General features: G+C 73.4%; 24 protein-coding genes and 1 tRNA gene. 13 read left to right on the top strand and 12 right to left on the bottom strand.

The features are described from left to right. Positions 1–577: 577 nt before the first annotated feature. Positions 578–1,147 carry an ATP-binding protein gene (locus ACIQVT_RS16065; RefSeq protein ID WP_403752840.1) on the bottom strand — a complete coding sequence of 190 codons (570 nt, stop codon included), beginning with the start codon at positions 1,145–1,147 and terminating at the stop codon, positions 578–580. Between the two features lie 340 nt (positions 1,148–1,487). Then, a complete protein-coding gene (locus tag ACIQVT_RS16060; RefSeq protein WP_356817472.1) occupies positions 1,488–1,865 on the bottom strand; it encodes an STAS domain-containing protein in 378 nt (125 codons plus the stop codon). A 248-nt stretch (positions 1,866–2,113) separates the two neighbouring features. On the opposite strand from ACIQVT_RS16060, the gene ACIQVT_RS16055 reads away from it, so the two are divergent. Next, positions 2,114–3,010, top strand: a complete 897-nt coding sequence (locus tag ACIQVT_RS16055) for an RNA polymerase sigma factor SigF (protein ID WP_403752836.1) — start codon at positions 2,114–2,116, stop codon at positions 3,008–3,010. Between the two features lie 168 nt (positions 3,011–3,178). Continuing rightward, complete coding sequence (locus tag ACIQVT_RS16050) at positions 3,179–4,144, top strand: DMT family transporter (protein WP_403752833.1); 966 nt, start codon at positions 3,179–3,181, stop codon at positions 4,142–4,144. Positions 4,145–4,173: 29 nt separating this feature from the next. Here ACIQVT_RS16050 and hutI read toward each other — a convergent pair whose 3' ends face one another. Genes hutI through hutU form a run of 4 tightly spaced genes read right to left on the bottom strand, consistent with a single transcriptional unit; the run spans position 4,174 to position 9,621 of the window. Then, on the bottom strand, positions 4,174–5,346 hold the full coding sequence (gene hutI / locus ACIQVT_RS16045) for an imidazolonepropionase (RefSeq protein WP_403752830.1): 1,173 nt from the start codon (positions 5,344–5,346) through the stop codon (positions 4,174–4,176). Positions 5,347–5,375: 29 nt separating this feature from the next. Beyond that, positions 5,376–6,713 (bottom strand): formimidoylglutamate deiminase, encoded by a 1,338-nt coding sequence (locus tag ACIQVT_RS16040; RefSeq protein ID WP_403752827.1) that lies wholly within the window; start codon positions 6,711–6,713, stop codon positions 5,376–5,378. Next, on the bottom strand, positions 6,710–7,912 hold the full coding sequence (locus tag ACIQVT_RS16035; protein WP_403753004.1) for an allantoate amidohydrolase: 1,203 nt from the start codon (positions 7,910–7,912) through the stop codon (positions 6,710–6,712). The genes ACIQVT_RS16040 and ACIQVT_RS16035 overlap by 4 nt, the downstream gene beginning before the upstream one ends. Before the next feature lie 44 nt (positions 7,913–7,956). Beyond that, positions 7,957–9,621 carry a urocanate hydratase gene (gene hutU, locus ACIQVT_RS16030; RefSeq protein ID WP_403752824.1) on the bottom strand — a complete coding sequence of 555 codons (1,665 nt, stop codon included), beginning with the start codon at positions 9,619–9,621 and terminating at the stop codon, positions 7,957–7,959. Positions 9,622–9,947: 326 nt separating this feature from the next. On the opposite strand from hutU, the gene ACIQVT_RS16025 reads away from it, so the two are divergent. From ACIQVT_RS16025 to ACIQVT_RS16010, 4 genes are read left to right on the top strand one after another with little or no spacing between them, the layout of a single operon-like run. Beyond that, the gene (locus ACIQVT_RS16025) at positions 9,948–10,331 is read left to right on the top strand and encodes a hypothetical protein (RefSeq protein ID WP_121788415.1); all 384 of its coding nucleotides are present in this window, start codon (positions 9,948–9,950) and stop codon (positions 10,329–10,331) included. Further along, entirely contained in the window at positions 10,328–11,128 is an 801-nt protein-coding gene (locus ACIQVT_RS16020) for a transcriptional regulator (protein ID WP_403752820.1), read from the top strand. Before ACIQVT_RS16025 ends, ACIQVT_RS16020 begins: the two co-directional genes overlap by 4 nt. Positions 11,129–11,159: 31 nt before the next feature. Then, complete coding sequence (locus ACIQVT_RS16015) at positions 11,160–11,666, top strand: roadblock/LC7 domain-containing protein (protein WP_403752817.1); 507 nt, start codon at positions 11,160–11,162, stop codon at positions 11,664–11,666. Positions 11,667–11,686: 20 nt separating this feature from the next. Further along, positions 11,687–12,061, top strand: coding sequence for a hypothetical protein (locus ACIQVT_RS16010; protein WP_121788412.1), 375 nt, complete (start codon positions 11,687–11,689; stop codon positions 12,059–12,061). A 7-nt stretch (positions 12,062–12,068) separates the two neighbouring features. On the opposite strand, the gene ACIQVT_RS16005 is transcribed toward ACIQVT_RS16010, so the two are convergent. Beyond that, positions 12,069–12,653, bottom strand: a complete 585-nt coding sequence (locus tag ACIQVT_RS16005; RefSeq protein WP_403752813.1) for a hypothetical protein — start codon at positions 12,651–12,653, stop codon at positions 12,069–12,071. Positions 12,654–12,750: 97 nt separating this feature from the next. Then, a complete protein-coding gene (locus ACIQVT_RS16000) occupies positions 12,751–13,593 on the bottom strand; it encodes a MurR/RpiR family transcriptional regulator (protein ID WP_403752810.1) in 843 nt (280 codons plus the stop codon). Between the two features lie 176 nt (positions 13,594–13,769). Between ACIQVT_RS16000 and ACIQVT_RS15995 the strand changes: the two genes are divergently transcribed. Then, entirely contained in the window at positions 13,770–14,192 is a 423-nt protein-coding gene (locus tag ACIQVT_RS15995; RefSeq protein WP_403752807.1) for a hypothetical protein, read from the top strand. A gap of 371 nt (positions 14,193–14,563) precedes the next feature. Here the strand turns inward: ACIQVT_RS15995 and ACIQVT_RS15990 are convergent, their stop codons facing one another. Beyond that, complete coding sequence (locus ACIQVT_RS15990) at positions 14,564–15,955, bottom strand: cystathionine beta-synthase (RefSeq protein ID WP_403752804.1); 1,392 nt, start codon at positions 15,953–15,955, stop codon at positions 14,564–14,566. Positions 15,956–16,116: 161 nt separating this feature from the next. Here ACIQVT_RS15990 and ACIQVT_RS15985 point away from each other — a divergent pair, with 161 nt between their 5' ends. The 3 genes from ACIQVT_RS15985 (at position 16,117) to ACIQVT_RS15975 (ending at position 19,625) form a co-directional block, all read left to right on the top strand. After that, complete coding sequence (locus ACIQVT_RS15985) at positions 16,117–17,136, top strand: SGNH/GDSL hydrolase family protein (RefSeq protein WP_403752800.1); 1,020 nt, start codon at positions 16,117–16,119, stop codon at positions 17,134–17,136. 195 nt (positions 17,137–17,331) lie between these two features. Beyond that, positions 17,332–18,549 carry an acetyl-CoA C-acetyltransferase gene (locus ACIQVT_RS15980; protein ID WP_403752797.1) on the top strand — a complete coding sequence of 406 codons (1,218 nt, stop codon included), beginning with the start codon at positions 17,332–17,334 and terminating at the stop codon, positions 18,547–18,549. Positions 18,550–18,842: 293 nt separating this feature from the next. After that, complete coding sequence (locus ACIQVT_RS15975) at positions 18,843–19,625, top strand: hypothetical protein (protein WP_403753001.1); 783 nt, start codon at positions 18,843–18,845, stop codon at positions 19,623–19,625. Positions 19,626–19,631: 6 nt separating this feature from the next. Here the strand turns inward: ACIQVT_RS15975 and ACIQVT_RS15970 are convergent, their stop codons facing one another. After that, a complete protein-coding gene (locus tag ACIQVT_RS15970; RefSeq protein WP_403752794.1) occupies positions 19,632–19,943 on the bottom strand; it encodes a hypothetical protein in 312 nt (103 codons plus the stop codon). A 99-nt stretch (positions 19,944–20,042) separates the two neighbouring features. Between ACIQVT_RS15970 and ACIQVT_RS15965 the strand changes: the two genes are divergently transcribed. After that, positions 20,043–20,273 (top strand): DUF4287 domain-containing protein, encoded by a 231-nt coding sequence (locus tag ACIQVT_RS15965; protein ID WP_356817497.1) that lies wholly within the window; start codon positions 20,043–20,045, stop codon positions 20,271–20,273. A gap of 112 nt (positions 20,274–20,385) precedes the next feature. Here ACIQVT_RS15965 and ACIQVT_RS15960 read toward each other — a convergent pair whose 3' ends face one another. Together ACIQVT_RS15960 and ACIQVT_RS15955 are read right to left on the bottom strand one after the other, a co-directional pair. After that, entirely contained in the window at positions 20,386–21,243 is an 858-nt protein-coding gene (locus ACIQVT_RS15960; RefSeq protein WP_403752790.1) for a Bax inhibitor-1/YccA family protein, read from the bottom strand. 297 nt (positions 21,244–21,540) lie between these two features. Next, positions 21,541–21,624 (bottom strand) — tRNA-Leu (locus tag ACIQVT_RS15955). A gap of 416 nt (positions 21,625–22,040) precedes the next feature. On the opposite strand from ACIQVT_RS15955, the gene ACIQVT_RS15950 reads away from it, so the two are divergent. Continuing rightward, positions 22,041–22,841 (top strand): ABC transporter ATP-binding protein, encoded by an 801-nt coding sequence (locus ACIQVT_RS15950; protein ID WP_403752787.1) that lies wholly within the window; start codon positions 22,041–22,043, stop codon positions 22,839–22,841. After that, positions 22,841–25,369, top strand: coding sequence for an ABC transporter permease (locus ACIQVT_RS15945; RefSeq protein WP_403752784.1), 2,529 nt, complete (start codon positions 22,841–22,843; stop codon positions 25,367–25,369). Before ACIQVT_RS15950 ends, ACIQVT_RS15945 begins: the two co-directional genes overlap by 1 nt. Positions 25,370–25,408 lie beyond the last annotated feature (39 nt).

Below are 25,408 nucleotides of genomic sequence, written 5' to 3'. Positions count from 1 at the left end.
GGGCTCACGGCCGCACAGGGCCGTACCGGACCCCTTCCGCGACCGTCGGGCGCTCACCTGGCACGGGTTCCCGCCGTGCGGGCAGGCCGGCGCGTGAGCGGGTGGGCAGGCAGGGAGAGCCGGACCGGACGTACGGTCCGCGCCCCCCGGGCCGTCGACGCGCTCGCCGCACGGCAGTGTGCGGGCAAGCGGGCGCGCAAGCGTGCGGGCCAAGCGGGCGCGCAAGCGGACGGGGAGGCCCGGTGAGCCGGCACGCGGTTCGCGGCCCAGGCCTGGCACCACGCCTCGCCGCGTTGTCGTCGAGCCGAACGAGAGGCCCTGGTTCTCGCCGGAGGTCCGACAGCGCCGTACCCGGCGTTCCTGGCCCTCGCGCTTCGTGGCACGGACCCGGCCGGGTCGGGCGGGTGTCTCGGCGAGAGGGGGTCGGGCCGTGCCGCCAAGCCCTGGCCCCGGTGCGTCGGTGGCATCGGGGGTGTACGGGCGGGCGAGGCCAGGGCGGGGTGGGCGTCGAAGTGAGAGGGCGTGCCGGCCGCGGAACGGGCGGCGCTCGCGCGCCGCCTCGTGCCCGTGGCAACGGTCAGGCGGGCGCGCCCATTTCCGCCCAGACGGTCTTGCCGGGACGGTCGGCGGCGCGGATCACGCCCCAGTCCAGGCACAGCCGCTCCACGATGAACATGCCGTGTCCGCCGGGGCGGCCGGCGCGGTGCGGGGTGCGCGGGGCGGGCTGCCCGTCGCCGCGGTCGGAGACCTCGACCCGGATCACCTTGTTGTCGCAGGAGAGGAACAGCTCGTCCGGACCGCCGGCGTGCAGGCAGGCGTTGGTGACCAGTTCGGAGACGACGAGCAGGACGTCCTCGGCGGCGGCCCGCTGGTCCGGGGAGTCGGCCGGCAGCCAGTCCCACGCGTACAGCGCCTGGCGGGTGAAGTCGCGGGCGAGGGGCACGACACCGCTCTCGCCCTCCAGACGGAGTCTGCGGACCTGCCGGCTCCGTTCCTGCGGGGTGCCGCCGGTCGGACCGGACGGCACGGACGGCGCGGCTGCCCCCGTGGCTGCGCCGACGGCCGGCGCAACCCCCTCGGACGCCCCGGAAGCGCCGCTGGGCTCCGGGCCGCGGTCGCCCGGCGAGTAAGGCCGGGTGGTGCTCATCAGCGCTTCACCTCACCGATTCACCAGTTCATGAGCTAAAAAGTGCGGTCAAAAGTCCGGCACCGCCGGTGCCGGGTGGTACGTCGTCCGGCCGTCGCCCGCGCGTCGTCCACGCGGGGTCCTGTGACCACCGGTCCGCCGAGGCAGGTCCCGTCCAGGCCGTTCGCCGGGCCCGACGGGGTCCGGCGGCCGGCGGCCGTCCAGGTCGCCTCGTGGTTCTTCTGCCCCCTCCTGCCCGACCGATCCGGCGGAACACCCCTGTGTTCGGCGTGACGCGTGCAACGCCCGGAAACTGTCGGCGCCCGGTGCCCGCGGAAGCGGGCCGCGCGGGGGCGGCGGCTCAGTCGGCACCGTCGGCCAGGGCCGCCTCCAGGGAGTCGTGCACGGTGAATACCGCCTCGGCCCCCGTGATCTCGAAGACGCGGGCGACCACCGGCTGCATTCCGGCCAGGTGGACGCCGCCTCCGGCGGCCTCCGCCTTCAGCCGTGCGCCGAGCAGGACGTTCAGCCCTGTGGAGTCGCAGAACTCCAGGCGTGAGCAGTCCACGACGAGCCGCGCGAAGCCCTTGGCCAGAAGGTCGTCGAGGGGCTCACGCAAAAGATCGGCGGTGTGGTGGTCCAGCTCGCCGGCCGGTGTCACTACGGCGCTGGAGCCCTCTTCCCGCACCTCCACCAGAAGCCGGCCCGACTGTGCGCTGCCGACCGTCCCGTGGTCCATGCCGTCTCTCTCTCCCGAGGTCGTGGCTGCTGATGCCCTCGAACATTACGCCTTCCCCGCGCACTCCGACACCCGAACAACCGCGCACAAACGGACATATCACAACAGAAGACACTTGCGACTCGCTCGGTGCACCGGGTAGGGCTAGTAAGGACACACATCCCTACACGCCGGCTTCGGAGGCGCCGCACACCGTAGTGCACGCACTGGCTTCGGCAGCCTTATGCCGAGAACGATGGAGGACACCCATGTCACCCCGGCTCGACGCATCGCATACCCCCATGGCGACGTCGACACCCCCACCGGAACAACTGGATCATCCCATCGGCACCCCCGGCCTTCCCGAGGGTTTCCCCGAGATCCCCCCGTACGACGAGATCGGCCCGGTCGACGCGCGGGCACTGTCCAAGACCCTCTTCGAGCGCCTGGAATCGCTGGAGGAAGGGACGCGGGAGCACGCGTACGTCCGCAACACGCTCGTCGAGCTGAACCTCGCGCTGGTGAAGTTCGCCGCCTCCCGCTTCCGCTCCCGCAGCGAGCCGATGGAGGACATCGTCCAGGTCGGCACGATCGGTCTGATCAAGGCGATCGACCGCTTCGAGCTGGCCCGCGGTGTGGAATTTCCCACATTCGCGATGCCGACCATCATCGGCGAGATCAAGCGCTTCTTCCGCGACACCTCGTGGTCCGTGCGCGTCCCGCGCCGGCTCCAGGAGCTGCGGCTCGACCTCGCCAAGGCGGGGGACGAGCTGGCGCAGAAGCTGGACCGCGCGCCGACGGTCGCGGAGCTCGCCGAGCGCCTCGGCCTGACCGCCGAGGAGGTCGTCGAGGGCATGGCCGCCTCGAACGCCTACACCGCCTCCTCGCTGGACGCGCAGCCCGACGAGGACGACTCCGAGGGCGCGCTCGCGGACCGCATCGGGTACGAGGACCACGGGCTGGAGGGCATCGAGTACATCGAGTCGCTGAAGCCACTGATCGCCGGGCTGCCCTCGCGCGACCGGACGATCCTGTCGCTGCGGTTCGTGGCGAACATGACGCAGTCGGAGATCGGTGAGGAACTCGGCATCTCGCAGATGCACGTGTCCCGGCTGCTGTCGCGCACGCTGGTCCGGCTGCGCAGGGGACTGACCGCGGAGGAGTGACCTCCGAGTGACCTCCGCGCACCGCGGGAGCGGCCCGGCCGACGCGCCGGGCCGCTCGCGTGTCCGGCTCCGGACGGCCTTCTCCGGGTGCGGGGTACCCGGCCGGGCGGTCGTCATGCCGCCGGGGTACGTACTGTCGTCGGGCCACGTCCCTACGTCCCCCGGAGGATGCCCATGCCCGTCACCGCGGCCCGCGGCGGCCGGCTGACCGATCTGCCCGTCCTGCTGATCGCGGTGGTGTGGGGTTCCAGCTACCTGGCCGCCAAGGGCGTCACCACACAACGGACGGTGCTCGCCGTGCTGGTGCTGCGGTTCGCCGTGGCCGTGCCGGTGCTCGTCGTGGCCGGCCGGCGGCGGCTGCGCGCGCTGAGCGCGGCCCAGGTGCGCGGTGGGGCGCTGCTGGGGCTGCTCCTCGCCGTGATCTTCCTGCTGGAGACGTACGGGGTGGTGCGCACCTCGGCGACCAACGCGGGTCTGATCATCAGCCTCACCATGGTCCTCACCCCGCTCGCGGAGAGCGCGGTGCGCGGGGTCCGGCTGCCCGGGTCCTTCCTGGCGGCGGCCGGGCTGTCGGTGCTCGGGGTGGCCCTGCTGACCGTGGGCGCGGGGTTCACCGCCCCGAACGGCGGCGACCTGCTGATGCTCGGGGCCGCCGCGGCCCGTACCGCGCACGTCCTGGCCATGTCCCGCCTGGAGTCGGTGCGCGGGGCGGACGCGCTGTCGCTGACGACGGTTCAGCTGGGCGGCGCGCTCGTGGTGTTCGCCGTGCTGACGGCGGTGCCGGGCACCGGTGCCCCGCCCTGGTCGGCCGCGGCCGCTTTCGACGGCGGGGACTGGCTGGGGCTGCTGTACCTGTCCGCGTTCTGCACGCTGCTCGCGTTCTTCGTGCAGATGTGGGCGGTCCGGCGGACGTCCCCGTCGCGGGTCAGCCTGCTGCTCGGCACCGAGCCGGTGTGGGCCGCGGCCGTCGGCATCGCCCTGGGCGGGGACCGGCCGGGCCCGCTCGGGTACCTCGGCGCGGTGCTGGTGCTCGCGGGTACGGCGTGGGGCCGCCTGCCGGCCGGGCGGGGGGAACGCGCCGGCACGGGCGCGCCCGGCGTCGTCGCGGACGCCGCCGCGACGGAGCCCGCCTGACGGGTCCGCGGGGTCACCGCGGACCCCGGTCAGACGACGCGTACGCCTCCGCGCCACACCCCGCTGACCAGCGGCACGCCCGGACGGTAGGCCAGGTGGACGTGGCTCGGGGCGTCCAGGAGGGTCAGGTCGGCGCGGGCGCCGGGGGTGAGCCGGCCGATGTCGGTGCGGCGCAGGGCCGCGGCACCGCCCGCCGTGGCCGACCAGACCGCCTCGTCGGGGGTCATCCCCATGTCGCGGACGGCGAGGGCGACGCAGAACGGCACCGACGAGGTGAACGACGAGCCGGGGTTGCAGTCCGTGGACAGGGCGACGGTGACGCCCGCGTCCAGCAGGCGGCGGGCGTCGGGCCACTCCGCTCGGGTGGAGAACTCGGCGCCGGGCAGCAGGGTGGCGACCGTGTTCCCCTGGGCCAGCGCGTCCACGTCCGCGTCGGTGAGGTGGGTGCAGTGGTCGGCGCTGGCCGCGTCCAGTTCGACGGCCAGCTGGACGCCTGGGCCGTGGGAGAGCTGGTTGGCGTGGATCCGCGGGTGCAGACCCCTGGCCCGGCCCGCCGTGAGGATCGCGCGGGCCTGGTCGCCGTCGAAGGCGCCCTGCTCGCAGAACACGTCGATCCAGCGGGCGTGCGGGGCGCAGGCGTCCAGCATCTCGCCGGTGACCAGGGCGACGTAGGCCGCCGGGTCGTCGGCGTGGTCCGGGGGGACGATGTGCGCGCCGAGGTAGGTGACCTCGTCGGTGTGCCCGGCCGCGATGCGCAGGGCGCGCGATTCGTCCTCGACGGTCAGGCCGTAGCCCGACTTGGTCTCCAGGGTGGTGGTGCCCTGGCGGAGAGCCTCCGCCAGGTAGCGGGTCAGGTTCGCCTCCAGCTCCGCGTCGGTCGCGGCCCGGGTGGCGGCGACCGTGGTGCGGATGCCGCCCGCGGTGTAGGAGCGGCCGGACATGCGGGCGTTGAACTCCTGCGTGCGGTCGCCGGCGAAGACCAGGTGGGAGTGGGAGTCCACGAACCCCGGCAGCACCGCCCGGCCGCCGGCGTCGACCCGGTTGTCGGCGGCGGGTGCTTCGCCCGCCGCACCGGTCCACGCGACGCGGTCGCCGTCGATGACGACGGCCGCGTCCCGGACCAGGCCCAGGGGGGAGCCGTCCAGGGAGGGGTCGTTGGTGACGAGCGTGGCGATGTTGGTGATGACGGTGCTGCTGCTCATGGTGTCGTCCTCGTAAGGGTCGGCGGTCCTCAGCCGCGCAGGGCTTCGACGGCGGCGGCCAGCGCCCGCGGCACGTCCGGTACGAGCGTGTGCGCGCCGTTGCGTACGACGTGCCGGCCGCCCACGACCGTGTGCCGTACGTCCGCCGCGCCCGCCGCGAAGACGGCCGTCTCGGCGCCGAGCCTGGGCGGCGGTCCGGCCGTCCTGACCGAGTCCAGGGCGATCGTCGTCAGGTCGGCGAGCGCGCCGGGCTCGATGGTGCCGGCGTCGGCCCAGCCCAGGGCGGCGTGGCCGTCGGCGGTGGCGGCCCGCAGCAGTGCCGCGGCGGTCCAGTGGCCCCGGGTGCGGGTGCGCAGCCGCTCGTCCAGCTCCATCGCGCGCGCCTCTTCGAGCAGGTCGATGACGGCGTGGCTGTCGGAGCCGAGGGAGAGCGGGGAGCCGGCCCGCTGGAGCGCGGCGGCCGGGCCGATGCCGTCGGCCAGGTCGCGTTCGGTGGTGGGGCACATGCAGGTGCCGGTGCCCGAGCCGCCGAGCAGGGCGATGTCCTCGTCGGTGAGGTGGGTGTTGTGCACGCCGGTGGTGCGCGGCCCGAGCACGCCGTGGTCGGCGAGCAGCCGGGTGGGCGTGCGGCCGTGGGCGGCCAGACAGGCGTCGTTCTCGGCGGTCTGCTCCGACAGGTGCACGTGCAGCGGGGAGCGGCGCTCCTCGGCCCACCGTGCCACGGTCGCCAGCTGCCCGGCGGGCACGGCCCGTACGGAGTGGACCGCCGCCCCGATCCGGGCGTGGTCGCGCTCCCGGAGCTCCGCGCAGCGCGCCGCCCAGGCCTCCGCGTCACCGTCGGAGAAGCGCAGCTGGTGGTGGCCGGGCGGCTGCCCGAAACCGGCGGAGAGGTAGCAGGTGTCGAGGAGGGTGATGCGGATGCCGGCCTCGCCGGCGGCGGCGATCAGCGCCTCGCCCATGGCGTTGGGGTCGGCGTAGGGGGTGCCGCCGGGCGCGTGGTGCACGTAGTGGAACTCGCCGACGCAGGTGATGCCGGCGAGGGCCATCTCGGCGTACACCGCGCGGGCCAGGGCGTGGTAGGTGTCCGGGGTCAACCGGTCGGCGACGGAGTACATCACCTCGCGCCACGTCCAGAAGGTGCCGCTGCCGACCTGGACGGTGCCGCGCAGGGCCCGGTGGAATGCGTGGCTGTGGGCGTTGGCCAGGCCGGGCAGGGTCAGCCCGCGCAGCACCTCGGCGCCGGGCGGCGGGGCGGGGGTCGCGGTGCGGACGGCGGTGACGCGGCCCCGCGCCACCTCGACCGTCACGCCCGGTTCGACCCGGTCGCCCAGCCAGGCGTGCTCCAGCCAGTAGGTTCCCTCGGTCACCGGCAGGCCAGTCCTTCCAGTACGTCGGCGAGTGCGCGCACCCCGGCCACGCAGTCGTCCTCGGCCGCGTTCTCGGCCGGGGAGTGCGAGACACCGGTGGGGTTGCGCACGAACAGCATGGCGGTCGGGATGCTCCCGGACAGGATTCCGGCGTCGTGTCCGGCGCCGGTTCCGAGGACGGGCACCGTCAGGCCGGTGTCCCGGCCCAGGATGCGGCCGAGCTCGTCCCGCAGGGCGTGGTCGAACTCGACGACCGGGGTGAAGGACTCCCGGACGACGTCGAGGTCGACGCCGTGCGCGGCGGCGTACTCGCGGGCGGCCTTCTCCACTCCCCCGACGACCGTGTCCAGGGTCTCCTGGTCGGCGGCGCGGGAGTCGAGCCAGCCGCGCACCAGCGAGGGGATGGCGTTGACGCCGTTCGGTTCGACGGAGATCTTGCCGAAGGTGGCGACGGCGCCGGCGAGTTCCGCCTCGCGGCGGGCGGCGAGCACGGTCTCGGCGTAGGACTGCATCGGGTCGCGGCGGTCGGCCAGCCGGGTGGTGCCGGCGTGGTTGGCCTCACCGCGGAAGTCGAACCGCCAGCGGCCGTGCGGCCAGATGGCGCTGGCGATGCCGACCGGGTCGCCGGACAGGTCCAGCGCGCGGCCCTGTTCGACGTGGAGTTCGACGAAGGCGCCGATGCGGGCCAGCCGCTCGGGGTCGGCGCCGATGGCGTCGGGGTCGTACCCGGCGGCCTCCATGGCGCGCGGCAGGCTGACCCCGTCGCCGTCGGTGAGCCGGTGGGCCTGCTCGACGGTCAGTTGCCCGGCGGTCAGCCGGGAGCCGACGCAGGCGAGCCCGAACCGGGCGCCCTCCTCGTCCCCGAAGTTGACGACGGCCAGCGGCCGGGTGAACTCGACGCCCTTGCGGCGCAGTTCGTCCAGGGCGGCGAAGGAGGACACCACGCCGAGGGGCCCGTCGAAGGCGCCGCCGTCCGGTACCGAGTCCAGGTGCGAGCCGGTGACGACGGCGTCCCCGGCTGCCGGATCGCCCAGCCAGGCCCACTGGTTGCCGTTCCGGTCGACCTCGTGGGTCAGCCCCCGGGCGCGGGCCTGCTCCTGGAACCAGGCCCGGCAGTCGGCGTCGGCGCCGGTCCAGGCGTAGCGGCGGTAGCCCCGGGAGCCGGGGTCTCGGCCGACGGGGAGCAGCTCCGCCCACATCTCGTGGAAGGAGCTGCCCACGACCGGCTCGGCAGAGCGCTGGGTCACGCCTCGTCACCCTCGCGCATCGGCACCCGGACGCCGCGCTCGGCGGCCACCGACTCGGCGATGTCGTACCCGGCGTCCACGTGCCGGATGACGCCCATGCCCGGGTCGTTGGTGAGGACGCGGCGGATCTTCTCGCCGCCCAGCTTCGTGCCGTCGGCCACGGTGACCTGCCCGGCGTGGATGGACCGGCCCATGCCCACGCCGCCGCCGTGGTGGAGGGAGACCCAGGAGGCGCCCGAGGCGACGTTGACCATGGCGTTCAGCAGCGGCCAGTCGGCGATGGCGTCGGAGCCGTCGAGCATGGCCTCGGTCTCGCGGTAGGGGGAGGCGACGGAGCCGCAGTCCAGGTGGTCGCGGCCGATGGCCAGCGGGGCGGCCAGTTCGCCGCTCGCCACCATGTCGTTGAAGCGCTCGCCGGCCTTGTCGCGCTCGCCGTAGCCGAGCCAGCAGATACGGGCGGGCAGGCCCTGGAAGTGGACGCGCTCGCCGGCCATCTTGATCCAGCGGGCCAGGGACTCGTTCTCCGGGAACAGCTCCAGGAGCGCCTTGTCGGTCTTGGCGATGTCGGCGGGGTCGCCGGAGAGGGCGGCCCAGCGGAAGGGGCCCTTGCCCTCGCAGAACAGGGGCCGGATGTAGGCGGGGACGAAGCCGGGGAAGGCGAAGGCGCGGTCGTAGCCGGCGAGCCGGGCCTCGCCGCGGATGGAGTTGCCGTAGTCGAAGACCTCGGCGCCGGCGTCCATGAAGCCGACCATGGCCTCGACGTGGCGGGCCATCGACTCGCGGGCCCGGGTGGTGAAGCCGGCCGGGTCCTTGGCGGCGGCGTCGGCCATGTCCTCGAAGGCGATGCCGGCGGGCAGGTAGGCCAGCGGGTCGTGGGCGGAGGTCTGGTCGGTGACGATGTCGATGGGCGCGTCCATGGCGAGGAGCTGCGGGACCAGTTCGGCCGCGTTGCCGAGGACGCCGATGGACAGCGGGCGGCGGGCGTCACGGGCCTCGACGGCCAGCTGGAGCGCGTGGTCGAGGCTGTCGGCCCGGACGTCGAGGTAGCGGTGCTCGATGCGGCGCTCGATGGCGCGCGGGTCGCAGTCGACGCAGATCGCGACGCCGTCGTTCATGGTCACGGCGAGGGGCTGGGCGCCGCCCATGCCGCCGAGACCGGCCGTGAGGGTGATGGTCCCGGCGAGGGTGCCGCCGAACTTCTTCGCGGCGACGGCGGCGAAGGTCTCGTAGGTGCCCTGGAGGATGCCCTGGGTGCCGATGTAGATCCAGGAGCCGGCGGTCATCTGGCCGTACATGGTCAGGCCGAGGGCCTCCAGGCGGCGGAACTCCTCCCAGTTGGCCCAGTCGCCGACGAGGTTGGAGTTGGCGATGAGGACGCGCGGGGCCCACTCGTGGGTCTGCATCACGCCGACCGGGCGGCCGGACTGGACCAGCATGGTCTCGTCCTGCTTGAGCGTGCGCAGGGTGCGCACCATGGCGTCGAAGGAGCGCCAGTCGCGGGCGGCCTTGCCGGTGCCGCCGTAGACGACGAGCTTGTCGGGGTGCTCGGCGACCTCGGGGTCGAGGTTGTTCTGGAGCATGCGCAGGGCGGCCTCCTGCTGCCATCCCAGCGTGCTCAGTTCCGTGCCGCGCGGTGCTCGTACGGGGCGGGGTCCCGACATCGTCTGCCTCCTCCGGTGCCTACGTCTATTCACATCCTGTCTGCCTGAATAGAGCTAGTCAATACATCGGGGGCGCCGGCTCCCCGGGGTGGCGGAGTCGCCGTGGGGGCGCACGCCTTCGCCCGCACCACCTTCCGAGCGCCCGTGCGCCGTTGACAGGCCCCCCACCGCCGGTGATCGACTCCTGCGTCACAGAGGTCAACCGACCCACGCTAGTGCGCCCCGCGCATGTTCCAGCGGAAAATGCCAAACGCATCACCTCCCGCACACACGTTGCGTAGTGTCTCTGTCACTCAGCCGGAGTCACAGGCGGGAGGGGAGCCACGGTGCCCGGAATCGACGAGTGCCTGCTGGAAGCGATGCGGTTACCGGGTGCCCGGGGAGCCGCGCTGGTGGACTGGACCAGCGGACTGGCCCTAGGGACCGTCGGGGAGGCACCCGGCGGCGACCACGAGACGACCGCCGCCGAGGCCGCCGAACTGGCCCGCATGGCCACCGAGCACGGCACCTTCGCGGCGCGCGGGGACGACCTGCTCCCCGTGGAGGACGTGATCATCAGCAACGGTGACAGCTACCACCTGCTGCGCTTCCTGGACACGTCCTTCGACAGCAGCGTCTTCCTGCACCTGTGGCTCGGCCGGGAGGAGGGCAACCTCGCGCTCGCCCGGATCAGGCTCGGCGAGATGGCCGCCCGGCTGGTGCTCGGATGACCATGGTCCGGACACCACCCCCGCCCCTGCCGGTGCGGGACACCACCGGCCCGCGCGCGCTGTCGCCGATGCTGACCCGGCTGGCCGAGGAGCGCGCCACCGGCGTCCTGCTCCGCGAGTACGGGACCCTGTACCTCGCCGAGGGCCGGGTGGTGCACGCCGAGAGCCCCCTCGCCCCCGGTCTCGACGTGCTCCTCACCGCCCACGGCACCCTCGCCACCACCGCCTGGCAGTGGGCCGCCGCCCGCACCCCGGGTCCCCCGCAGGCCGCCGGACTCCTGCTCGAATCCGGGCTGCTGCCCGCGGGCGCGCTGGAACTGTGCCACCTGGACGCCCTGTACGACGCCGGGTACTTCGCGCTGGCCCCGAGCGGCACCCCCGGCCGGTTCCGCTACGAAAGCACCCCCAGACCCGGCCCGCTGCCCTCCGTCCCGGTCGTCGCGCTGGAACGCGAGACGCTGCGCCGCCGCCTGCTGCTGCACCGCCTCTGGCCCGACCCGGCCGTCGACGGCACCCCCCTGCTCCGCGCCGACCCGGCCGCGGCCGCCCCGCTCACGCCCCGGCAGCGGGCGGTCCTGGACCGCGTGGACGGCGTCCGCTCGGCCGTCGAGATCGCCCGGAACCTGGGGCGGCAGGCCTTCCACACGCTCGTCGACGTACGCCGGCTCGCGGCGGCCGGCCACGTGGTCCCGGCGGTCCCCGGGGGCGCACGGCCCGCCCCGCCGCCCCCGCCGCCGGTCACCGACCCCGACATCGCGCTGCTGAAGAGGCTCAGGGATGCGCTGGAGGCACTTTGAACGGCACCGCCCCGCCGAGAGGAGAGAGCTGATGGTGTCCGAGGAGGACCTCCGCGCCGTCCTGGAGGAACTGCACCGGCTGCGCACCCGGGTGCCCCAGCTCACCGGCGCCCTGGCGGCCGGCGTCGACGGTCTCGTCGTCGCCCACGACACCCCCGGGGTCGACCCGGAGGGCCTGTCGGCGCTCACCGCGGCCGCGCTCGGCGTCGCCGTCCGGGTCACCGACACCACCGGGCACGGCGGCTTCCGCGAGCTGCTGGTGCGCGGCGAACGGGGCTACGTCGCCACCTACGCGGCCGGCCGCACCGCCGTGCTGACCCTGCTCGCCCAGGACCGGGTCAACGTCGGCCGGCTGCACCTGGAGGGCCGCCGGTCCGGAGCGCGCGTCGGGGAGCTGCTCGACGCCGCCGAGGCCGCGGCCCGGGCCGCCCGCCCGGCCCGCCGGCCGCCCGGCGCCGTCAGCTCCGTGCCCCCGGCCCGCGCCCGCCCGACCCCCCGCCCCACGAGCGCCGAGACGCGCACCGCAACCGACAGCTGAACGATCCGAGAGGACTCACCATGGCCAACACCGAGACCGCGCTGAAAGAGGCGCTGACCTCCATCGAGGGCGCCACCGGCGTCGCGCTCGTCGACTACACCAGCGGGATGGCGCTGGGCACGATGGGCGGCAGCAAGACCTTCGACCTGAACGTGGCCGCCGCCGGCAACACCGACGTGATCCGCGCCAAGATGCGCACGATGGAGATGCTGGGCCTCAAGGGCGGCATCGAGGACATCCTCATCACCCTGTCGGACCAGTACCACCTGATCCGCCTGCTCAACAGCCGCGGCGGCAACGGCCTCTTCCTCTACCTGGTCCTCGACTCGGGCCGGGCCAACCTGGCGATGGCCCGGCACCAGCTGAAGCGGATCGAGGAGGAGCTGGAGGTCTGACGGCGGCTCAGACCGGTGCCGCGGTACGGCGGCGGGCCCCGCCCGGGGCCGCGTCGCCGGCCGCCACGCCCGTGCCCCGCAGCCCCTTGACGCCCTTGCCGGCCGGGCGTCCGCCGTACCGGTCGAGCCAGTCGACGCGCACCCACAGCAGCGTCTGCCCGGTCCGCTCCAGCCGCCCGAGCCACGCGGCCTTCAGCCACAGCCCGGTACCGAGCCCGGCCAGCAGCAGGCCGCCGGCCACGGGCACCGCGAAGGCGGAGCCGACGGCGGCGGCACCGCCGAGCAACAGCCACCAGCGGTGCCCCCGGCGCCAGTCGCGCGCGGTCACCGCCCGGTCCCGCAGGACGTCGTACTTGCCGGCGCGGACCGCGCCGCGGGCGAGGGCGGCGTAGCGGCCCCGGCGGGCGAGCGCCACACCGGCCGCGCCGAGCAGGAAGAGCGCCGCCCCGGCGAGGACGCCGATCCGGCGTCCGGTCAGTCCCTGCGGTACGGCGCCGATCCCCGCGGCGAGCGCACCGGTCCACCAGAGCGGAGCGGCCCCCGCCCGTACGACGACGGCCACCCGGGCCAGTCCCTGTCCTCCGCGCGCCACGTCAGCCTCCCGTGTCACGTTGCAGTGAGCGCCTGTGTCGTCCAGGGAAGCTAACGGCAGAAAGTGAGACGAGTCTGAGAGAGGCCGTCCGCGGTCCTCACTCCACGAACAGCCCGCGGGCAGCCGCGCCCGCGTCGAACTCCTCCAGGCGGGCCTGGGCGTCCGGCAGGCCGTCGCAGACCGCCTCCAGCAGCACCCGGCCCAGCAGCATCGGCGCGCACGCGGTGTCGAAGGCCAGCCCGGTGCCGACGGCGGCGGGCAGCAGCAGGTCGGAGTATTTCGCGACGGGCGCGAACGCGGAGTCGGCGACGGTGACGACGGTCAGGCCCGCGTCCCGGGCGTAGGCGAGGGTGTCCACGACCTCACGGGGGTGCCGGGGCAGCGCGAAGCACAGCAGGGCGGTGGCGCCGGCGCGGACGGCGGCGTCGACACGGTCCTGGATCATGGTGCCGCCCTCGTGGAGCAGCCGGACGTCCGGGTGCACCTTGGCGGCGAAGTAGGCGAAGCCGTAGGCCTGGGAGGCGGCGGCGCGCAGTCCGAGCACCGGCAGCGGGCGGGACGCCGCCAGTATCCGGCCGGCCCGCTGCACCGGGCCCGGGTCGGCGAGCAGTTCGGCGAGGTGCCGGAGGTTCTCGATCTCGGCCTCGACGGCCTGCTGGTACTCGTTGAAGGCGCCGGCCCCGGAGACCGGTTCGGCGGGCACGACCTCGCGCAGGTGCCTGCGCAGCGCCGGATAGCCGTCGAAGCCGAGGGCGACCGCGAACCGGGTCACCGACGGCTGGCTGACCCCGGCCAGGTCGGCCAGTTCCACGCTGGACAGGAAGGGCACGTCGGCGGCCCGGCGCACCATGCTGTGCGCGATGCGGCGCTGGGTCGGCGTGAGCCGGTGGCCCTCGAAGAGCGCCTGCAACCGGTTGGCCGGGCTGTCGGTCGCACTCATGACGTACTCCCCCTCGCGAGTCCTCGACGCCCCGGGAGAGTACAGCGCCGGGGCACGGACACACACCAGCCGCTTATTCAGAATGCGTGCCACTGCATACCGTTATACATCGCGGGGGTCCGGACCGGGGGCTAGCCCCAGTGCGGCACAGGCCGACGCTCCCTAGGCTGACCCGCATGGACACACTCGATCCGCGAGGCACCGACCTCGGGAAGGACCTCGCCGCCACGGTGCGGGCCCGCAGGGAGCTGGGCGACGACTACGACTCCGTACTGGTCGACTCCTTCCTGGAGAAGGTCGAACAGCGGATCGACGACGCGGTGGACCGCCGGGTGCGGCGCAGGCTGGCCGAGCAGGACATGGCGGCGGCGCGGGACAGCCGACGGCCGAGACCGGCCGACTCCTGGGCCGAGCGCTACGGCTTCGCCCTGATCACGCTGGTCCTGGCGATCCCGCTGACCGCGATCTCCGCCTCCCTCACCGGGCTGCCCGGGATGGTGGTCGTCTGGCTCGGCATCGTCGGCGTCAACGTGGTGCAGGCGGTCCGGCTGAACCCCGGGCTCTTCCCCGGCCGCGACCGGTCCACCGACGACGACTGACCGGCCCCGGACCGGGGCCGGGGCCGGCGCAGTGAGCGGGCGGAAGTCTGTCGCGGGGACCGCCGCACCCCCGTTGCCGGGGGGCGGGACGACGGCGGTCCCCGCGAGGGACGCGGGCCGGGTCAGGCCGGGCCCCCGCGTCCGTGGCGTCCAGGGAGGTCCGGGAGCCGCTCCGGAGGTCCATGGCGCCGTTCGGTGCCGGTCCGGGCGGGAAGCCTCTCCCCGGGCCCGAAGCCCGGGAGGCGCTTCCACCACCCCTGCCGACACCCCTTACTGTGCCGGGCCCGTGTTAAGCGGGTGCTGCGCGCACGTGACACCCGCGTACCACTTGCGCGAACCCTCCCGCCGGCGCGCGCGGGGCGCCGGGCGTGCTACTTGGCGCCGCCCTTGGCCAGGAAGGCCAGCAGGTCCTGGCGGCTGATCACACCGGTGGGCTTGCCCTCGACGAGGACGATCGCCGCGTCGGCCGCGCCGAGCACCGACATCAGGTCGCCGACCGGCTCGCCCGAACCGACCTGGGGCAGCGGCGCCGACATGTGCTTCTCCAGCGGGTCCTCCAGCGAGGCGCGCTGGCTGAACAGGGCGTCCAGCAGCTCGCGCTCCACCACCGAGCCGACGACCTCGGCGGCCATCACGTCCGGGTGGCCGGCGCCCGGCTTGACGACCGGCATCTGCGAGACGCCGTACTCGCGCAGCACCTCGATGGCCTGGCCGACGGTCTCCTCCGGGTGCATGTGCACCAGGGAGGGGATGGTGCCGTGCGCCTTGTCGCTGAGGACGTCGGCGACGCGGGCGCTCGGGCCCTCGTCCTCCAGGAAGCCGTAGTCGGCCATCCACTCGTCGTTGAAGATCTTGCTGAGGTAGCCGCGGCCGCTGTCCGGCAGCAGGACGACCACGACGTCGTCCGGGCCGAGCCGCTGGGCGACCTCCAACGCGGCGACGACGGCCATGCCGCAGGAGCCGCCCACCAGCAGGCCCTCCTCCTTGGCCAGCCGGCGGGTCATCTGGAAGGAGTCCTTGTCGGAGACGGCGACGATCTCGTCCGCGACGGTGCGGTCGTAGGCGGTCGGCCAGAAGTCCTCACCGACGCCCTCGACCAGGTACGGCCGCCCGGAGCCGCCCGAGTACACGGAGCCCTCGGGGTCGGCGCCGATCACCTTGACCGCGCCACCGCTGGCCTCCTTCAGGTACCGCCCGGTGCCGGAGATCGTGCCGCCGGTGCCGACGCCCGCCACGAAGTGGGTGATCTTCCCCTCGGTCTGTTCCCACAGCTCGGGGCCGGTCGAGTGATAGTGCGAGAGCGGGTTGTTGGGGTTGGAGTACTGGTCGGGCTTCCACGCGCCCGGCGTCTCACGGACGAGGCGGTCGGAGACGTTGTAGTACGAGTCCGGGTGCTCCGGGGCCACCGCGGTCGGGCACACCACGACCTCGGCGCCGTACGCGCGCAGCACGTTGATCTTGTCGGTGCTCACCTTGTCGGGGCACACGAAGATGCACTTGTACCCCTTCTGCTGCGCGACGATGGCCAGCCCGACACCGGTGTTGCCACTGGTCGGCTCGACGATCGTGCCACCCGGCTTCAGCTCCCCGCTCCGCTCCGCGGCCTCGATCATGCGCAGGGCGATGCGGTCCTTCACGGAACCGCCCGGGTTGAAGTACTCCACCTTGGCCAGGACGGTCGCCTGGATGCCCTTGGTGACGCTGTTGAGCCTCAGCAGCGGGGTGTTGCCGACGAGACTGATCATCGAGTCGTGGAATCGCACCGTTGTCTCCGGTTGCTTGCGCAAAATGTGGTCGTAAGTGGTCCCGCCAGCCTAAGGCCCCCGGACGAACCGGGGCAGTCGTTCACTCCCCGTCGAGATTGGCGGACCGTCTGTACGGGGCAAGGAGTGGGTGTACGGCTACGAGGAGGTGGCGGCGACGCATGACGAGCATGTCCAGGGCGAGAGTGGCCCGGCGCATCGCGGCCGGAGCGGCGTACGGCGGGGGCGGGGTCGGCCTGGTCGGCGCGGCGGTCGTCGGCCTGGTGCTGACCGAACTGCGGCTGGCCCGACGCCACGTCGGCAACGGCGGCAGCGGCCGGGTGCCGGTGGCCGACGGGTTGTACGGCCACGCGTACGACATCCCCGGCGAACCTCCCCTGCGCCTGACCATGCTCGGGGACTCCACCGCCGCCGGGCAGGGCGTGCACCGGGCCGGCCAGACACCGGGGGCGCTGCTGGCCTCGGGCCTGGCGGCGGTGGCGGAGCGGCCGGTGGAGCTGCGGAACGTGGCGCTGCCCGGGGCCCGGTCCGACGACCTCGACCGGCAGGTGGCGCTCGTGCTGTCGTCCCTGTTCCCGGTCCCGGACGTCTGCGTGATCATGATCGGGGCGAACGACGTCACCCACCGGATGCCCGCGACCCGCTCGGTACGGCACCTGTCGGCGGCGGTACGGCGGCTGCGCACCGCCGGCGCCGAGGTGGTGGTCGGCACCTGCCCCGACCTCGGCACCATCGAGCCGGTGCAGCAGCCGCTGCGCTGGCTGGCCCGGCGGGCCTCCCGACAGCTCGCGGCGGCGCAGACGATCGGGGCGGTGGAACAGGGGGGCCGCACGGTGTCGCTGGGAGACCTCCTCGGCCCCGAGTTCGAGGCGAACCCGCGGGAGCTGTTCGGCCCGGACAACTACCACCCGTCGGCCGAGGGGTACGCGACGGCCGCGATGGCGGTGCTGCCGACGGTGTGCGCGACGCTCGGCCTGTGGCCCGCGGACGAGGAACGGCCGGACGCGTCGCGCCGCGAGGGGTTCCTGCCGGTCGCCCGGGCGGCGGCCGAGGCCGCGTCGGAGGCCGGCACGGAGGTGACGGCGGCGATGCCGGCGGGGCCCCGCGGGCCGTGGGCCCTCCTCAAGCGCAGGCGCCGCCGCCGGGTCCCGGAGGCCGAACCGGCCCGCCCCGCCCCCTGAAGTGGCACGGCCGGGACGTGGTGGCTGCCGGCCGTGGGGCTGTTCCTCCGGTCGGCGTGCTGGCGTTGACTGACCAAGCAAGCGCTTAGACAATTGCGGTCAGTGTCACACCGCCGTACCGGTGACCTGGGCCATACGGGCGGGTAACTTCCCAACCGGCCCTGCCCGATCCCGTCCCGTCCCACTGGAGCCGTGATGCCCGAAGCCGTCATCGTCTCGACCGCCCGCTCCCCCATCGGCCGCGCGAACAAGGGCTCCCTGAAGGACCTGCGCCCCGACGACCTGACCGCCACGATCATCCAGGCGGCGCTCGCCAAGGTCCCCGAACTGAACCCCGAGGACATCGACGACCTGATGCTCGGCTGCGGCCTGCCCGGTGGCGAGCAGGGCCACAACCTCGGCCGGATCGTCGCCGTACAGATGGGCATGGACCACCTGCCGGGCTGCACGGTCACCCGCTACTGCTCCTCCTCGCTCCAGACCTCGCGGATGGCGCTGCACGCCATCAAGGCCGGTGAGGGCGACGTGTTCATCTCGGCCGGTGTCGAGATGGTCTCCCGCTACGTCAACGGCAGCTCCGACATGCCGGGCACCCACAACCCGCTGTTCGCCGACGCCGAGGCCCGTACCGTCGAGGTCGCCCAGCAGGAGGGCAGCACCTGGCACGACCCGCGCGAGGACGGCCTGCTGCCCGACCCGTACATCGCGATGGGCCAGACCGCCGAGAACCTCGCCCGCTCCAAGGGCGTCAGCCGCCGGGAGATGGACGAGTTCGGCGTCCGCTCGCAGAACCTCGCCGAGGAAGCGATCAAGAACGGCTTCTGGGAGCGCGAGATCACCCCGGTGACCCTGCCCGACGGCACGGTCGTCAGCAAGGACGACGGCCCGCGCGCCGGCGTCACCCTGGAGGCCGTGTCGGGCCTCAAGCCCGTCTTCCGCCCCGACGGCCTGGTCACCGCCGGCAACTGCTGCCCGCTCAACGACGGCGCCGCCGCGCTGGTCATCATGTCCGACACCAAGGCGCGCGAGCTGGGCCTGACGCCGCTCGCCCGGATCGTGTCCACCGGCGTCTCCGGCCTCTCCCCCGAGATCATGGGGCTCGGCCCGGTCGACGCCAGCCGGCAGGCGCTGCGCCGCGCCGGTCTCACCATCGACGACATCGACCTGGTCGAGATCAACGAGGCCTTCGCCGCCCAGGTGATCCCCTCCTACCAGGAGCTCGGCATCGACCTGGACAAGCTGAACGTCAACGGCGGCGCCATCGCCGTCGGCCACCCCTTCGGCATGACCGGCGCCCGCATCACCGGCACGCTCATCAACTCCCTCCAGTGGCACGACAAGCAGTTCGGCCTGGAGACGATGTGCGTCGGCGGCGGCCAGGGCATGGCGATGGTCATCGAGCGCCTCAGCTGACACACCGTCCGTGACGGCGCGCGCACGTCACGTCGCGTGAGGGCCCGGGACCGAGGGGACACCAAGGTTCTGGGCCTTTCCGTGATCCAATCTCCCCCAGGATGTGACCTATCTCGCTCGCCGGGGTCATCACCCCAGGTCAGAGCCGGTCAGGGGGTGGCACCGCCGGGTCACATCGCCAAGTTCCTGTCCGTTTCGTGACGTTACGCACTGACAGTTGGATAGTCCGCCCTTCAAGCTGATGTAGGAAGTCGGGGGGACGAGTCTGAACCGGGAGTACGTCAGTGAGCGCCATGCCGATCGCCCTGCTGCTCACCACGGCCGCGACGGGCGCCGTGGGCGTCGCCGTCCTGCGCACCGTGCTGAAGCTGCGCCGCCAGCTCACGGAGCTCCAGCGGCAGCTGGCCGGGACCCAGGTGACGGGCGCACGCGCCCTGCTGCCGAACGCCCGCACCAGCGCGGACGCCGACCAGATACGCGCGGCGGTCGCCGAGGCGCTCGCCGAGGAACGCGAGCGGGAGCTGGCCGAGGCCCGCGCCTTCTGGGCGGCGCAGGAGACCCGTGACGTCTCCGACGCCCCGTCGCTGCTGGGTCTGCCCGAGATGGATCTGTTCATGCCCCGGCAGGCCGACTTCCTCGGCCTGGAGCCGCTGGAGCCGGTGTCGGAGCCGACCGCGGACGCCGACGAGTTCGGCGGGGAGTCCCCGGAGCTGGCCGCGGCCCGCCGCCGTCACCCCTCGCACCCGGACTTCGTGCCGGTGCAGTCCCCGGCGGTCGACGGCCACGAGCGCACGGCGGCCGCCCTGGAGCAGCTGGCCGCCGACCGCGTGGCCCTGTCCGACGTCCGCCCGGGCCCGCTGGGCACGCTCGACGTCTACGTCTTCGCCGACGGCACCACCCTGTGCATGACCCCGGGCCACCGTGAGACGGCCGAACGGCTGGCGGCGGCCCTGACAGCGGGCGAGGCCCCGTTCCTGCTGGGCGGTTCCGGCATCTCCGGCGCCTACACCCTGACCTTCGCCTGCGGCGAGGACATGCTCTACATCCTGGCCGACCGGGTCATCGCCTCCTTCTGACGCCGTTCAGACCCCGGCGCGCTGCCGGGCCTCCTCCACCAGCCGTACCGCCTCGGCGATCTGTTCGTCGTCCCGCGCCGCCACCGCGAGGTCGTGCGCGGCGACGAGGATCTGGTCGGCGGCGGCGAACATGCCGGCGTCCGGCATCTCCCGGACCTCGGCGCCCGGCTCCTCCAGCAGCTGGGCCCGCCGGGACAGCTCCCGGGCGGCGGCCAGCGCCTCGGCGGCGGCCCCTCTCTGGAGCCGGCTCTGCGGTGCGGCCCGCAGACGGTCGGCGAAGTGATCCACTGCTCGGCTCAACGGCGTCGTATCAACCACGCGCCGAGCGTAACGCGCCGCACTGTTGCCAATACGCGCACGCTCGGGCACGGTGACGGGAAGGACCGGCTCACATCCCCTTTGCGTCCGGAGGCGCCGATGTCCCATGTCTTGTCCGAAGAGACCCACCGCAACATCCTCGCCCGCATTCCGCACTGCACCGGCCGTGAGGTCTCCGACTGGCTGCGCACCGTCGAAGAAGGCCCCGCCCTGTTCCGTTTCGAGGAGAAGGTCAGCTGGCTCCGGCACGAGTACGACCTCGCGTACGGCCACGCGAAGGCGCTCGTGCACGAGTACGACCTGAGGAGGGCGGCCCGCAAGCTGCTCTAGCCCGCGGCACCGGCACCGGCACCGGCACCGGCACCGGCGCGGGAGACGGCGAAGGGCCCCGGAACGGGTCCGGGGCCCTTCGCGTACCGGCCGGCGGGGTCCGCCGGCCGGGTCAGTCGTTGCTGCTGAAGATCGCCACCAGGCGCAGCATCTCCACGTAGATCCACACGAGGGTCATGGTGAGGCCGAACGCGGCGAGCCAGGACTCCTCGCGCGGGGCGCCGTAGGCGATGCCGTCCTCGATCTGCTTGAAGTCGAGGGTCAGGAAGAACGCGCCGAGCAGGATCGCGATGACGCCGACGATCGCGCCGAGCGGACCGAAGCTGCGCAGCCCGCCGTCGGCGGCGACGCCGAACGCGACCAGCAGCAGGTTGACCGCCATGACGACCATGAAGGCGATCGCGATGGCGATGCCGATGCGGGCGTAGCGGGCGGTGACGCGGATCCAGCCGGCCTTGTAGACCAGCAGGGTCGCGGCCGAGACCGCCATGGTGCCGAGCACCGCCTGGAACGGGGCGCCGCTCCAGCGGCTGTTGTACATCTCGCTGAGCACGCCGAGGAACACGCCCTCGAAGGCGGCGTAGCCGAGGATCAGCGCGGGCGACGGGGTGCGCTTGAAGCTCTGCACCATGGCCAGGACGAACGCGACCAGCGCCGAGCCGACGGCCAGGCCGTAGCTGGTGGTGGAGACCGGCAGCAGCGCCCAGGCGAGGACGGCGCCGACGGCGACCGTGCCGAGCGTGAGGGCCGAGCGGACGACGACGTCGTCCATGGTCATCCGGTCGGTGGTGACCGGGGCGTGCGGCGGGGCGCCCTGCTGGACGTCGGTCTGCGCGTAGGGGTTCTGGGCGTACGGGTTCTGCGCGTAGGGGTTGCCCGCGTACCCGGCCTGCGGTGCGGTGCCGAAGCCGGCGTAGCCGTTGTCACGGCTGAACCCCCGGCGCGAGAAGACCGGGTTACTGCTCCTCATTTCACTCCTCCATGGCTGCCGTGCGCAGCCTTGGCTCAAGAGTAATGGATTGGCAAAGGATCGACCATGATACTTGAGGAGGATCTTTCCCCTGCCGTGCTGACCCACACGCTACGCGTCGGACGGGTTCCCGGCCACGGACGACGGCACGCCGTGACAAGACCGTCGCCCGGCCGAGGGGAAGCCGAGGGGAAAGGGATGCGCGGGCCTGCCCGCGGCGGCCGCGGAGCCGGGCGCCGGGACGGTCGCGCTCCGCGCCTCCCCCGGTGGGGACGCGCGACGCAGAAGGACGGAAGGTGCCCGGAGCCGGACTTGAACCGGCACGCCCGCGAAGGGGCAGCGAGGTTTAAGCTCGCCGTGTCTGCTTTCCACCATCCGGGCCGGCCATGGGCTCCGCTTCGAGAGTCCGAGCCTATCGGCACCCGTCCCCCGGACAGCGGTGCGTCGGACCTATGTTGTCTTATTTTATTGGCGCCTGAGGGTGCATCAGCCCAGGGAATGCGCCGTCCGCACGTGCCAACAGCCTGACCTGCCGTCCGGGCGCCCGTACGCGAAATGACGGAATTTCACCGTCCGAACGAGGGCGGCCCACCTGTTCGACGACCATCGGCCGGCGGCTCACGGGCCGGCCCGCCTCTCAGGGTCGTCCGTCCTCCCCAGGTATGACACGAGCGTCTCCCGTCCGACCCGAGTCGCCCCCCGGAACCGGAACAGCGGCTGACTACACGCCCGCTCCGCGCCCCGACGATGGACAGGTCCCCTCGCACAGACGCCGTCCCGACAGGAGCACCACTCCCGTGACCACCACACCCACCGCCGGCCGGGCCACCGCCGTGGCCGCACGCGCCACGGAGCTGTCGAAGACCTACGGGCAGGGTGAGACCCGTGTGGTCGCCCTGGACCGGGTCTCCGTCGGCTTCCGGCAGGCCGAGTTCACCGCGATCATGGGTCCGTCCGGCTCCGGCAAGTCCACGCTGATGCACTGCGTGGCCGGCCTGGACACCTTCTCCTCGGGGTCGGTGCGCATCGGTGACACCGAGCTGGGCTCCCTGAAGGACAAGCAGCTCACCAAGTTGCGCCGCGACAAGATCGGCTTCATCTTCCAGGCGTTCAACCTGCTGCCGACGCTGACCGCCCTGGAGAACATCACCCTCCCCATGGACATCGCCGGGCGGAAGCCGGACAGGGCGTGGCTGGACCGGGTCATCACGATGGTCGGGCTGTCCGACCGGCTGGGCCACCGGCCCTCCCAGCTCTCCGGCGGCCAGCAGCAGCGCGTGGCCGTCGCCCGGGCGCTCGCCTCCCGGCCGGAGATCATCTTCGGGGACGAGCCGACCGGGAACCTGGACTCGCGCGCCGGTGCCGAGGTCCTCGGCTTCCTGCGCAACTCCGTGCGCGAGCTGGGCCAGACGGTGGTCATGGTGACCCACGACCCGGTGGCCGCCGCCTACGCCGACCGCGTGATCTTCCTGGCCGACGGGCGGATCGTCGACGAGATGCGCGACCCCACCGCCGGCGGCGTGCTCGACCTCATGCGCGGCCTGCCCGGGGGCGGCGCGCAGACCGCCGGGTCCGACGCGAAGGGCCGTACCCGCTGATGTTCCGCACCGCCCTGCGCAACGTCCTCGCGCACAAGGCCCGCCTGCTGATGACCGTGCTCGCCGTCATGCTCGGCGTGGCCTTCGTCGCCGGGACGCTGGTCTTCACCGACACCATCTCCGACGCCTACCAGAAGAGCTCCGCCAAGGGCTTCGACCTGGTCGACGTCGCCGTACGGCCCGGGTACCAGGAGTCCGAGGGCAACAAGGTCGGCAGGACGTCCGAGCTGACCCCGGCCCTGCTCGACAAGGCCGCCCACGTCCCCGGGGCCGCCTCCGCCACCGGTGTCGTCACCGGGTTCACCGCCCTCGCCGGCAAGGACGGCAAGCTCGTCGGCGGCGACTGGCAGTCCGCCGGCGGCAACTACTGGGGCACGAAGGACCCCCGCTACCCGCTGGTCGGCGGCCGGGCGCCGCACGGCAGGGGCGAGGTGCTGATCGACTCGGCGACCGCGCGGCGGACCGGCTACACGGTCGGTGACCGGGTGCGGCTGTCCGTCGACGGCCCGGTGCTCACCGCGGTCGTCAGCGGCGTCTTCACCACCGACGACGGCAACGTGGCCGCGGGCGGCACCCTCGTCCTGTTCGACACCCCGACCGCGCAGACGCTGTTCGGCAAGAAGGGCACGTACGACGAGATCGACGTGCGGGCCGCGGCCGGCACGGACCAGCGGACGCTGCGGGCGGCGCTGGACCGGGCCCTGCCCGCCCACCGGGTGGAGACCACGACGGGCCAGAAGCTCGCCGACGACCAGGCGCGGGCCATCTCCGCCTCGATGAGCGGTCTGCGGCAGCTGCTGCTGGTGTTCGCCGGTATCGCCCTGTTCGTCGGCACGTTCATCATCGCCAACACCTTCACCATGCTGGTCGCCCAGCGCACCCGGGAGCTGGCCCTGATGCGGGCCGTCGGCGCTTCCCGCCGGCAGATCACCCGCTCGGTGCTGGCCGAGGCGTTCGCGGTCGGCGCGGTCGCCGGTGTCGCCGGCCTGGCCGCCGGGGTCGGCATCGGCGCGGGCCTGCGCGCGCTGCTCGGCTCGTTCGGCGCGAGCGTGCCCGACGGCCCGCTGGTGGTCGCTCCCGGCACGGTGGCGGCCGCCCTCGCGGTCGGCGTCCTGGTCACCGTGCTCGCCGCCTGGCTGCCCGGCCGCCGGGCAGCGAAGATCCCGCCGGTCGCCGCCATGAACAGCGTGCACGCCAAGGCCACCACCAAGTCGCTGGTGCTGCGCAACTCGCTGGGCGCGGTGTGCGCCGGCGCCGGTGTCGCGCTGGTCCTCGTCGGCACGACGATGGACGCCGACGCGGCGCAGGCTCCGATGGGGCTGGGCGCGGTCCTGCTGATCCTCGGGGTGTTCGTCCTGACCCCGCTGCTGTCCCGCCCGCTGATCGCGGCCGCCGCCCCGGTCCTGCGTGTCTTCGGGGTGGCGGGCAAGCTGGCCCGCCAGAACTCGGTGCGCAACCCGCGCCGTACCGCCGCCACGGCCTCGGCGCTGATGATCGGCCTGACCCTGATCACCGGGATGACGGTGATGGCGGGCAGCCTCCAGACCTCGATCGACAAGATGGCCGGCGCGGCGATCCGCGCGGACTACGTCGTCTCCATGGCCAACCGCGGCCCGCTCTCCCCCGACGTGGCGCGCCGGCTGGCCGCCGCCGACGGGGTCACCGCCAGCAGCCCGCTGCGCAACGGCGAGTCGCGGATCGACGGCGAGACGGAGTTCCTGACCGGCGTCGACGGCGCGGCCATCGGCCGGCTCACCGACCTGAAGGTGACCGACGGTTCGTTCACCGTGGGCGGCACGCGGGTCGTCGTGGACCGGGACGCGGCCGACGTGCACGGCTGGCGGGCCGGCTCCCGGTTCACCGCGCACTTCGAGGACGGCGGAACGCGGCGGCTGACGGTCGCCGGGGTGTACGAGGGCAACGACCTGCTCAGCGGCATCCTCCTGGACGACGCGGTCCTCACCCCGCACCTGCGCGACCCGGCCGACATGCAGGTCATGGTCAAGACCGCGGGCGGCGCGTCCGGCGCGGCCAAGGACCGGCTGGAGAAGGTGCTCGGCTCCAACCCGGCGATCAAGGTGCAGGACCGGCAGGACATCTCCGACGACATCGCGAAGACGTTCACGCTCATCCTGAACATGGTCTACGGGCTGCTCGCCATGGCGGTGATCGTCGCCGTGCTCGGGGTCGTCAACACGCTGGCCATGTCGGTCTTCGAGCGGGCGCAGGAGATCGGCATGCTCCGCGCGATCGGCCTGGACCGCAAGGCGGTCAAGCGGATGGTCCGCCTGGAGTCCCTGGTCATCTCCCTGTTCGGCGGGGTGCTGGGCATCGGGCTGGGCGTGTTCTTCGGCTGGGCGGCCGGGGAGCTGCTGGGCACGAAGATGCCGACGTACGAACTGGTGCTGCCCTGGGGCCGGATGGCGGTGTTCCTGCTGCTGGCGGGGGTGGTCGGCGTGCTGGCCGCGCTGTGGCCGGCCCGCCGCGCCGCCCGGCTGAACATGCTGGCGGCCATCAAGGCCGAGTAGCGGTACGGCCGCGGGCCCCGTCCCGTCCCCGTGGGGGCG

This window comes from Streptomyces sp. NPDC100445 (genome assembly GCF_044759735.1).
Taxonomy (GTDB): domain Bacteria; phylum Actinomycetota; class Actinomycetes; order Streptomycetales; family Streptomycetaceae; genus Streptomyces.
The sequence above is the reverse complement of the archived record's forward strand: the minus strand, read 5'-3'. Positions and strand labels throughout refer to the sequence as shown.

Bases quoted from the DNA above. Each gene is read 5' to 3' on its own strand.
- ACIQVT_RS16065 (WP_403752840.1), bottom strand. From the start codon at position 1,147: ATGAGCACCACCCGGCCTTACTCGCCGGGCGACCGCGGCCCGGAGCCC.
- ACIQVT_RS16060 (WP_356817472.1), bottom strand. From the start codon at position 1,865: ATGGACCACGGGACGGTCGGCAGCGCACAGTCGGGCCGGCTTCTGGTG.
- ACIQVT_RS16055 (WP_403752836.1), top strand. From the start codon at position 2,114: ATGTCACCCCGGCTCGACGCATCGCATACCCCCATGGCGACGTCGACA.
- ACIQVT_RS16050 (WP_403752833.1), top strand. From the start codon at position 3,179: ATGCCCATGCCCGTCACCGCGGCCCGCGGCGGCCGGCTGACCGATCTG.
- hutI (WP_403752830.1), bottom strand. From the start codon at position 5,346: ATGAGCAGCAGCACCGTCATCACCAACATCGCCACGCTCGTCACCAAC.
- ACIQVT_RS16035 (WP_403753004.1), bottom strand. From the start codon at position 7,912: ATGTGGGCGGAGCTGCTCCCCGTCGGCCGAGACCCCGGCTCCCGGGGC.
- hutU (WP_403752824.1), bottom strand. From the start codon at position 9,621: ATGTCGGGACCCCGCCCCGTACGAGCACCGCGCGGCACGGAACTGAGC.
- ACIQVT_RS16020 (WP_403752820.1), top strand. From the start codon at position 10,328: ATGACCATGGTCCGGACACCACCCCCGCCCCTGCCGGTGCGGGACACC.
- ACIQVT_RS16015 (WP_403752817.1), top strand. From the start codon at position 11,160: ATGGTGTCCGAGGAGGACCTCCGCGCCGTCCTGGAGGAACTGCACCGG.
- ACIQVT_RS16010 (WP_121788412.1), top strand. From the start codon at position 11,687: ATGGCCAACACCGAGACCGCGCTGAAAGAGGCGCTGACCTCCATCGAG.
- ACIQVT_RS16000 (WP_403752810.1), bottom strand. From the start codon at position 13,593: ATGAGTGCGACCGACAGCCCGGCCAACCGGTTGCAGGCGCTCTTCGAG.
- ACIQVT_RS15995 (WP_403752807.1), top strand. From the start codon at position 13,770: ATGGACACACTCGATCCGCGAGGCACCGACCTCGGGAAGGACCTCGCC.
- ACIQVT_RS15985 (WP_403752800.1), top strand. From the start codon at position 16,117: ATGACGAGCATGTCCAGGGCGAGAGTGGCCCGGCGCATCGCGGCCGGA.
- ACIQVT_RS15980 (WP_403752797.1), top strand. From the start codon at position 17,332: ATGCCCGAAGCCGTCATCGTCTCGACCGCCCGCTCCCCCATCGGCCGC.
- ACIQVT_RS15975 (WP_403753001.1), top strand. From the start codon at position 18,843: ATGCCGATCGCCCTGCTGCTCACCACGGCCGCGACGGGCGCCGTGGGC.
- ACIQVT_RS15965 (WP_356817497.1), top strand. From the start codon at position 20,043: ATGTCCCATGTCTTGTCCGAAGAGACCCACCGCAACATCCTCGCCCGC.
- ACIQVT_RS15960 (WP_403752790.1), bottom strand. From the start codon at position 21,243: ATGAGGAGCAGTAACCCGGTCTTCTCGCGCCGGGGGTTCAGCCGTGAC.
- ACIQVT_RS15945 (WP_403752784.1), top strand. From the start codon at position 22,841: ATGTTCCGCACCGCCCTGCGCAACGTCCTCGCGCACAAGGCCCGCCTG.